2 protein-coding genes and 1 pseudogene are annotated in these 1,857 nt (G+C 38.7%); 1 reads left to right on the forward strand and 2 read right to left on the reverse strand.

The annotated features are described in order from the left end of the window. Together A2003_RS12920 and A2003_RS12925 are read right to left on the reverse strand one after the other, a co-directional pair. A partial coding sequence (locus A2003_RS12920) for a type II toxin-antitoxin system HipA family toxin (protein WP_286687468.1) occupies positions 1 to 994 on the reverse strand: 994 nt, incomplete at its 3' end. A gap of 4 nt (positions 995 to 998) precedes the next feature. Further along, complete coding sequence (locus A2003_RS12925; protein WP_000364388.1) at positions 999 to 1,301, reverse strand: helix-turn-helix transcriptional regulator; 303 nt, start codon at positions 1,299 to 1,301, stop codon at positions 999 to 1,001. A gap of 196 nt (positions 1,302 to 1,497) precedes the next feature. Here A2003_RS12925 and A2003_RS15095 point away from each other — a divergent pair. Further along, positions 1,498 to 1,602, forward strand: a pseudogene (locus tag A2003_RS15095) (hypothetical protein); the annotation flags it as partial. Positions 1,603 to 1,857 lie beyond the last annotated feature (255 nt).

Genomic DNA, 1,857 nt, shown 5'->3' on the forward strand with positions numbered 1-1,857 from the left:
CATCATAGGCAGGGGAGAGTTTCCATTGCCCATTTTGGGACATCAGAAATGAAAAGTTTTTGCAATGATCATCTCGATTATTGAAGACTACATTGAAAACAGCTCGCTTGAATGCAATTGCTTTTTCGCGAACATCATTGGTGCAAAAGTGTGCAGCGCGAAGAAAGTTACTGTAGTCTAAACTCCCTGGTGATTTAAAATCAGCTCCGGTGAAGGCAGCTAAACTTTGCATAGGGATACGCATACCTTCATGGCGGTCAAATCTTTTTGATGCAAATGCGGTTAATCCATTCGGAAGAGTAAAATATTGAGTATCAGGGGTGTCAATATGACAATGACGCAAACATTCTGCATAGACAGCTTCAATTGCACAAACTTCAGGATGCTCTTGCTGAGCGGGAAATTTGATCAGCCATGCTTCATGTTGATGTGAGCTAACTGTTGAGAATTCGTTGGTGACAGGATCACGGTAGACGAGCGCTTTTGGCCTTGCACCTTGTGGAGATCCACCCATAATTAATAAATGCTGTAAAAATTCTGCACCTTCTCCTTTGAGAACTTCCTGAACTTCTTGAGCGAGTTTAATCAGTGGAATATTTTCAGTTAATGCTAACTCAGGTGCTGAAGGTTCAAAGGATAATGCCCCCATTGCATGTGTATTAATATACGTGAGTCGTTCTAATGGCCCAATCCGTGCTGGATTGAGTCCATTTTTTTTAAATAAGCGATCCATAAGAAGCATGCCCCAACCATCGGGTAGGGCATCATATATAGGACCTGGCAATCCCATTTGATGTGTAGGAAAGTTCGTTCTTAATGAGTCACCTTTTAATGGAAGTAGGTAAGAGGAAAGTTCTAAACCTTTACTGATCGCTTCTGCACTGTATTCAAAGGCGATTAATGGCCGACCTGTGATTGCGGTTGAGGAGACCAGTGTACCCCAAAGCCAATATTCACCCCATCCATTGTAGTAAACATTAAGTTTTTTGAGCATGCACTTATTTCCTTTTGATACGTTGGCGAGCCGTATTGCTCTCATAGCGGAGAATGTCATTTACACTGTTTAAATGAGGTTTGAAGAGTTCCTCTAATTCTTTTAATCGGCCCAATACCATGGCAACGCGTACTAAATTTTCAAATGAAACATTTCGACCAGCTTCCAGATTAGATACTGTATTCACACTAATACCAGCACGTGTAGCGACGTCTGCCTGAGTCATTTCTAGATAAAGTCGTTCTTTGCGAAGCCTTTCACATAATAAAGTAACAACCTCTTCAGGTTTTTTGAATTTTAAATCCATAATATTGGGTCTTATATCTATATATATCTATTAAAACACAAAATAATGGATTTATAAAATAAGCCATTTGATCGGTAAGGAGGGTGCTTAATTGGCCTGATTAGATCTTATTAGATTAAAGAAGTCTAATTAGACATTTACAATCTAATAGAGCCTAACAACCTGCTTTAAGCTCAATCAGTTTCGCCTGTTGTCGCGAGGAACCGGTATTTGCTATCAGGTTAATCTGGAATATCTGGTACAAGTGGTTTGGAGCAATGAGGTCGATGGGCAGCGCTTTGCCTTGCCTGATACCTTAATTTAGTACCGATTCACAATTTATTCATCATATTCTGAAAATATTGCTTCAATTTCATCCCACTGCGGCAATTTATACTTTTTTTATTCACTTCAAATTGTAAATCAATACTGCAAATTCTTGTTTAAATGATCATTAAATTTTGTGCTAACTTGGACAGACATTTTTGGCTAGTGGGACAAACAGTTATTGCTCTTTAAAATGATTAATTTAATCACTCACGCTTGGAAGTCTATATTAAATCATTACAGGAATGAC

The sequence above is a fragment of the Acinetobacter sp. GWC1_38_13 genome (genome assembly GCF_001767535.1).
Taxonomy (GTDB): Bacteria; Pseudomonadota; Gammaproteobacteria; order Pseudomonadales; family Moraxellaceae; genus Acinetobacter; species Acinetobacter junii.